This window comes from Actinospica durhamensis (genome assembly GCF_018139695.1).
GTDB classification, from domain to species: domain Bacteria; phylum Actinomycetota; class Actinomycetes; order Streptomycetales; family Catenulisporaceae; genus Actinospica; species Actinospica durhamensis.
The window spans coordinates 25,828-32,044 of the sequence record NZ_JAGSOG010000084.1 but is presented as its reverse complement, the minus strand read 5'-3'; the positions used below and the strand labels follow the sequence as shown (position 1 = coordinate 32,044).

Annotated in this window: 4 protein-coding genes and 2 pseudogenes; 5 read left to right on the top strand and 1 reads right to left on the bottom strand. The window is 69.1% G+C overall.

Going from position 1 to position 6,217, the window contains the following annotated elements; genetic code table 11:
* The 5 genes and pseudogenes from KDL01_RS17920 to KDL01_RS17895 all read left to right on the top strand — a co-directional run.
* A pseudogene (locus KDL01_RS17920) lies at positions 1-99 on the top strand (IS5/IS1182 family transposase); the annotation flags it as partial.
* A 332-nt stretch (positions 100-431) separates the two neighbouring features.
* Positions 432-1,028 (top strand): SDR family oxidoreductase, encoded by a 597-nt coding sequence (locus KDL01_RS17915; RefSeq protein ID WP_281415477.1) that lies wholly within the window; start codon positions 432-434, stop codon positions 1,026-1,028.
* 5 nt (positions 1,029-1,033) lie between these two features.
* Positions 1,034-2,371, top strand: coding sequence for an NAD(P)/FAD-dependent oxidoreductase (locus tag KDL01_RS17910; RefSeq protein ID WP_212529653.1), 1,338 nt, complete (start codon positions 1,034-1,036; stop codon positions 2,369-2,371).
* A pseudogene (locus tag KDL01_RS17900) lies at positions 2,368-3,854 on the top strand (cytochrome ubiquinol oxidase subunit I). Before KDL01_RS17910 ends, KDL01_RS17900 begins: the two are co-directional and overlap by 4 nt.
* Positions 3,851-4,891, top strand: a complete 1,041-nt coding sequence (locus KDL01_RS17895) for a cytochrome d ubiquinol oxidase subunit II (protein ID WP_212529650.1) — start codon at positions 3,851-3,853, stop codon at positions 4,889-4,891. The pseudogene KDL01_RS17900 and the gene KDL01_RS17895 overlap by 4 nt, the downstream one beginning before the upstream one ends.
* Positions 4,892-4,898: 7 nt before the next feature.
* Here the strand turns inward: KDL01_RS17895 and KDL01_RS17890 are convergent, their stop codons facing one another.
* A complete protein-coding gene (locus tag KDL01_RS17890) occupies positions 4,899-6,149 on the bottom strand; it encodes an MFS transporter (RefSeq protein ID WP_212529649.1) in 1,251 nt (416 codons plus the stop codon).
* Between the last annotated feature and the right edge of the window lie 68 nt (positions 6,150-6,217).

The following is a 6,217-nucleotide window of genomic DNA, read 5'->3' as shown; positions in this document are numbered from 1 at the left end:
CCCACGAGCTCGGAGGCCATGATCCACCTCGCGATGATCGACAACGTCAGCAAGCGCATAACGGACGAGAGCACACCAACCTGGAGAGGGACATACTAGGGTGAAAAACACCTATCGAACGCCCTCTAAAGACCCCGCGATCTGATCAGGTTGCGCCAATTGGGGGATGCGCGGTGCGCCGGTCGCCCCGCGTAGCGCGGCTTCCGGGCCGTCGGCCGAGACAGGTGGTTGTATCGCCGTGGCAGTCCGCGTCCGTCCAGGTGCAGCCGAGTTGGATCGCCTCTATGTGGCCGGATACGGGCGCCCAGCTTTCCTGAGGTGCACTTGTGACGGGGCCAGCGTGTCGGGCTTGCCGATGGTCTGGGCCGAGCGGCGATGGGAGAGGGCAATGAACTCAGCGGTGGACGACGGAGCACCCCGCGGCGGCGCCTCTGCTACGTGGTCAGGCGGCGTCGGTGACCGGGGCGAACTCCGGCATCGGCCTGGCTACCGCGATCGCGTTGGGCCGGGCAGGGGCTGAAGTGGTCGTCAATCACGTCGTCGGTCGTGAGGCGGCCGACGACGCGGTCAGACGGATCGAGGGCTACGGCGTGCGGGCGGTGGCGCACGAGGCGGACGTGTCCGACGAAGCGCAGGTTCTGGCCATGTTCGCACGGATGATCGAGGAGTTCGGCAGGATCGACATCCTGGTGGCCAACGCGGGCCTGCAGAGCGACGCCGCCTTCACCGACATGACCGTCGAGCAGTGGCACAAGGTCGTCGACATGAACCTCGCCCCGCACGGGATCCGGGTCAACGCCGTCGCACCGGGCGCGATCCGCACTCCCATCAACCGCGACGCCTGGCAGACACCTGAGGCCGAGCGGGATCTCCTCACACTGATCCCCTACCGCCGGGTCGGCGATCCGCAGGATATTGCCGACGCGGTGGTCGTGCTCGCCTCCGACCTGATGGACTACGTCGTCGGCACGACGATCTACATCGACGACGGGATGACCTTCTTCCCCGGCTTCGCCGAGGGAGGCTGAGGCCGGTGGAGGATCATGTGATCCCGCGCCGGGTGGTCATCATCGGCGGTGGGTTCGCCGGTCTGTTCGCGGTGCGGGCTCTGCGCCGGGCGCCGGTCGCGGTGACGCTGGTAGACCGCTGCGCGCACCACACTTTCCAGCCGCTGCTCTACCAGTGCGCCTCGGGGATCTTGTCGAGCGGTCAGATCGCCCAGCCGCTGCGCGCGATTCTGCGCCGGCGCGAGAACGTGCGCTGCCTGCTCGCTACGGCCACCGACGTGGACGCGACCGAGCGGCTCGTGCACGTCGTGCTCTCAGATGGCAGTGGCCTGGCACTTCCGTACGACGATCTGATCGTGGGCGTCGGTGTCCGGCAGTCGTACTTCGGGCACGACGAGTTCGCCGAGCACGCTCCGGGGATGAAGACGCTCGACGACGCTCATGCCGTGCGGCGCAGGCTCTTTCGCGCGTTCGAGATGGCGGAGGCGGTCGAGGATCCGAAGGAGCGCGCGGCCTGGCTCTCCTTCGCGCTGGTGGGGGCGGGGCCGACGGGAGTCGAGCTGGCCGGGCAGATCAGGGAGATCGCGCGTCACACCCTCGACCGCGAGTTCTCCTCCATCGATCCCGGCCAGGCGAGGGTGCTGCTTTTCGACGGCGTGGACGCGGTGCTGGCCTCCTTCGGTCCGGTGCTCTCGCGTCGTGCGCAGCGCACGCTGGAGAGTCTCGGCGTCGAGGTGCATCTGGGTGCGATCGCCACCGAGGTGGATGAGCGCGGTTTGACGGTGCGTCGGCAGGGCGGCGAGTCGCAACGGTACGACGCCCGCACGGTGCTGTGGACCGCCGGAGTCGAGGCTCCGCCCTTGGCCGGCGCGCTCGCCCGCGCGACCGGCGCGAAGCAGGACCGTGCCGGACGCATCCTGGTCGAGCCGGATCTGACCATTGCCGGTCACCCCGAGATCCGTGTCGTCGGCGACCTCATGAACCTGAACGGGCTGCCGGGCCTGGCAGAGGTCGCGATGCAGAGCGGTGCCTACGCGGGACGTCACATCCGGCACCGCGTCGAGGGCCGCAAGCCCTCGACCCGGCCGTTCCGGTATCTGGACCTGGGCAGCGCGGCGTACATCTCCCGCGGCCGGGCGGTCGTGAAGCGGGGCCGGCTGCACGTGTCCGGCGTAGTGGGCTGGCTGATCTGGCTGTTCATCCACATCGTCTTCCTCACCGGCTTCCGGAGCAGGGCCGGCGCGATGATGAGCTGGGCGGTGGTCTTCGCTTCCGGTTCGCGACGCGAGCGGGCCTTCGCGTCGGGCGAGGCGCACGCCGTCGACGTGCCGGAGGCCGCTGCTCCGTCACCGAGGTCGGCATGAGTTCGGCGGCGGCTCTGGCATCGGGCGATCCCTCGCAGCTGCTGCCCGCACGCCAGCTGATGGCCTTCACACTTGGCACCCACATCCTTATCGTGCCCCTCGGCGTGGCGCTGCCGTTCATCACGCTCGTGGTGCACTACCGGGCGCTGCGCAAGAACGACCCCGTGGCCCTGCTGCTCGCCCGCCGCTGGTCCGCCGTGATGGCGGTTCAGTTCGCGGTGGGCATCGTGACCGGCACCGTCCTGTCCTTCGAGTCGGCCTGCTGTGGCCGAGGATGATGGGCCGCTGGGGCGACGTCTTCGGCCTCGGCTTCGGGATCGAAGCGTGGGCGTTCTTCCTGGAGGCGGTGTTCATCGCCGTCTACCTCTACGGGTGGCGCCGGCTCAAGCCGTGGACGCACTTCTGGCTCGGCGTGCCACTGCCACTGGCGGCGCTGATGGGTGCGTTCGGCATCATCGGCGCCAACGCCTGGATGAACACCCCGCAGGGCTTCACCCTGGACGCCGCCGGCAGACCGGTGAACGTGAGCGTGCAGCAGGCCGTGTTCACCCCGATGTTCGGCCCGCAATACTGGCACTTCGTGGTCGCCATGTACCTGACGGCGGGTTACGTCGTCGCCGGGATCTACGCAGTGGGCTGGCTACGCGGGCGCCGCGACCGATATCACAAACTCGGATTCTGCGTGCCGTTCACCATCGCCGCCGTCCTCACTCCGCTCCAGTTCTTCCTCGGCGACGACATCGCCCGGCAGATCTTCCACAAGCAGCCGGTGAAATTCGCCGCCGCCGAGATCGTCTGGGACACCGGCACGCACGTACCCGAATACCTCTTCGGCCGGCTCCAGCCCGACGGGACCGTCAAAGGCGGCCTGAAGATCTCGGATTTGAACTCGATCCTCGCCGGCTTCAGCCGCGACACCCAGGTCACCGGCCTGACCTCGGTTCCGGCCGCAGACCGGCCCACGACGGCGGAGGCGACGCTGGCGCACTGGACGTTCGACATCATGGCGATGATCGGCAGCGCACTGATCCTGCTCGCCCTGTGGTACGGCTGGTGTTGGCTTCGCCGCCGGGATCTGCCCAGGTCGCGATGGTTCTTCCGGTGTGCCGCCCTCGCCGGCGCGGCCAGCGTGGTGACGGTGGAATGCGGCTGGATCACCACCGAGGTGGGCCGGCAGCCCTGGATCGTGTACCGGAACATGCGGGTGTCGGACGCGGTGACACCGACGTCCGCCGCCGCGCTCTGGACGATGTTCGGGATCGTCGTGGTCGTCTACGTCCTGGTGTTCGGCGCGTTCATGGGCGTGGTCCTGAGAATGAGCAGACGCTGGCAGCGCGCCGACTTGGGGCTGGTACGGCCGGCCGCGGACGGTCCGGAGACCGATACGCCTTATGGGCCACGGCCGGAGCTTCCCGCCGCTCGCGCGGCCGACGCGCCGTCCCCGCAGGGCCCGGACGCCTCCGCCCCGGGGAGCATGCGATGACCGCCGATGCCGTGGCGTGGATCTTGCTGCTGGCCGTCGCCGCATACGCGTGCGGAGGAGGCGTCGACTACGGAGCCGGCTTCTGGGACCTGTTCGCCGGCGGCGCCGAACGCGGAGAACGCCCCCGCCGGTTGATCGACCACGCGATGGCACCGGTGTGGGAGACCAACAACGTGTGGCTGGTCTTCGTCCTCATCCTCATGTGGACCGGGTTCCCCGTCTTGTTCGAGGCCGTCTTCAGCGCGATGTGGCTGCCGCTGGCCCTCGCGGCCGTCGGCCTGGTCCTGCGCGGCGCGGGCTTCGCGTTGCGCAAGCCCACGAGACGGCTGGCCCGACGCCGGATCTACGGCGCTGCTTTCGCCGTCTGCTCGCTGCTGACCCCGTTCTTCCTGGGAGCGGCGGCCGGAGGCGTGGCATCCGGGCGCGCCGCACCCGGTGTCACGGCCTCGGCCGAGGTCTGGGCCAACGCGACGTCGGTCGTCGCGGGACTCCTCGCGATCGCGGCCACGGCCTTCCTGGGCGCGGTGTTCCTGACCGCCGATGCCCGCCGATTCGGCGAACGCGACCTGGTGATCTACTTCCGGCTACGGGCCTGGTGCAGCCTGGTCGCCGTCGGCGTCCTGGCTCTGATCGGCCTTTCCGTGACTCGAAAGCACACCACGTACGTCTATCACGGGCTCACCCACGGATTCGGACTGCTCCTGGTACTGCTCTCCATCGCCGCCGCTGCCGCGACGGCGCTGCTGATCGGCACGCACGCTCCGGGATGGGCGCGCTACACCTCGGTCGCCTCTGTGGCCCTGGTGATCGCCGCGTGGGGCATCGCGCAGCGCCCCTACCTGGTACCGACCTCACTCACCGTGCAACAGGCCGCAGGCGCGACGAAGCCACTGCAGTGGCTGATGCTCGTCACGGCGATCGCCCTCGTGCTGGTCGGACCGGCGCTCGTGCTGCTCTACCGGCTCGACACACACGGAATGCTCGAAGCCCAGACAGACGCCGATGTCGAGCGCGGCGCGGCGCAGGGGCAACGGTGACGCGGAATCAGATTCCGCCGGGTGCGGCATCGGCCCCGACCCGACGCAGATCGTTGCCGTAGTGGCGGGAGGCGATCCAGAAGGAGAAGGCGGCGAAGGCGCAGAACACCGGAATCACGCCGAGCGCGGCGCGCAGGCCGTAGGTATCGGAGATCGCGCCGACCACGAGCGGACCGAGGGCGAAGCCGAACAGGTTCTGTGCCAACGAGGCCATCGATATCGCGGTGGCCCTCAGCGCCGGGTGCACGACGTCGATGCATACCGAGCCGACCACGCCGAACGGCGCGGTGATGGTGAACGCCGCGAGCAGGATGACGAGCAACTGCGCGTTGCCCGGCGGCATCGCCACGAACGCGGCCGGCAGCACGACCAGGCTGAAGAGCGAGAGCGTGGCGGGCAACAGCAGCCGCAGGCGGGGCTCGCGGCGGGCCGCACGGTCGGCTGCGAACGAGAACACGACTTGGCCGAGTAGACCGGCGAGGATGACCAGCGCTGTTCTGGCCGCAGCCGCGCTGGTGGTCAGTCCCAGGTAGCGATTGAAGTAGCTGGGCAGCCACGCATAGAGCGCCGACATGACCACGATCTGGCTCGCCCCGCCGAGGTACGCCGCGACAGCGGAGCGCGGACGCAGGAGTTCGCCCAACAACGTGCGCAGGCCGGGTCTCGGCGCCTCGGCGTGGTCGGCGGGCAGCCGTACGGTCGCATAATCGCGCACCTTCAGGAACAGCACGGCGAGCAGCAGGCCGGGAATGCCGATGATGAGGAATGCCGCACGCCAGCCCCAGCGATCGGATATGACTCCGCCGAGCACGACGCCGAGCACCGCGCCGAGCGATCCGGCCGAGAGGTACGCGCCGAGAACCGTGGCCCGCAGCCGTTGCGGGAACATCCGGCTCAGCAGCGCTCCGGCGGCGGGCGCGTATCCGGCCTCACCGAGCCCGACTACTGCGCGCGCCGCGAACATTTGCCCGTAATTGCCGGTGAACGCCGCCGAGATCGTCGCGAGACTCCACACGCTTCCCATCAGCGCGATGCTCTTCACCCGGCTCCAGCGGTCGACCAGCAGGCCGGCCGGGAAGGTACCCAGCGCGACGGTCACCGACACGATGGAGATCAGGCCGCCGAGCTGCGCGTCGGAGAGCCCCCATTCCTTCTTGAAGTACGGGAACATCGAGACGACGAGCTGCCGCGAGAGGTAGTCGGACATCATGAGGGTGAACGCCATCGCGAACACGACCCAGGCATAACGGCTTGTCACCGCGGATTGTCCCGGTGCCCCTTCCCCTTCAGCCGACGGCGCCTGCGCCCAACTCGACGACACGGCCA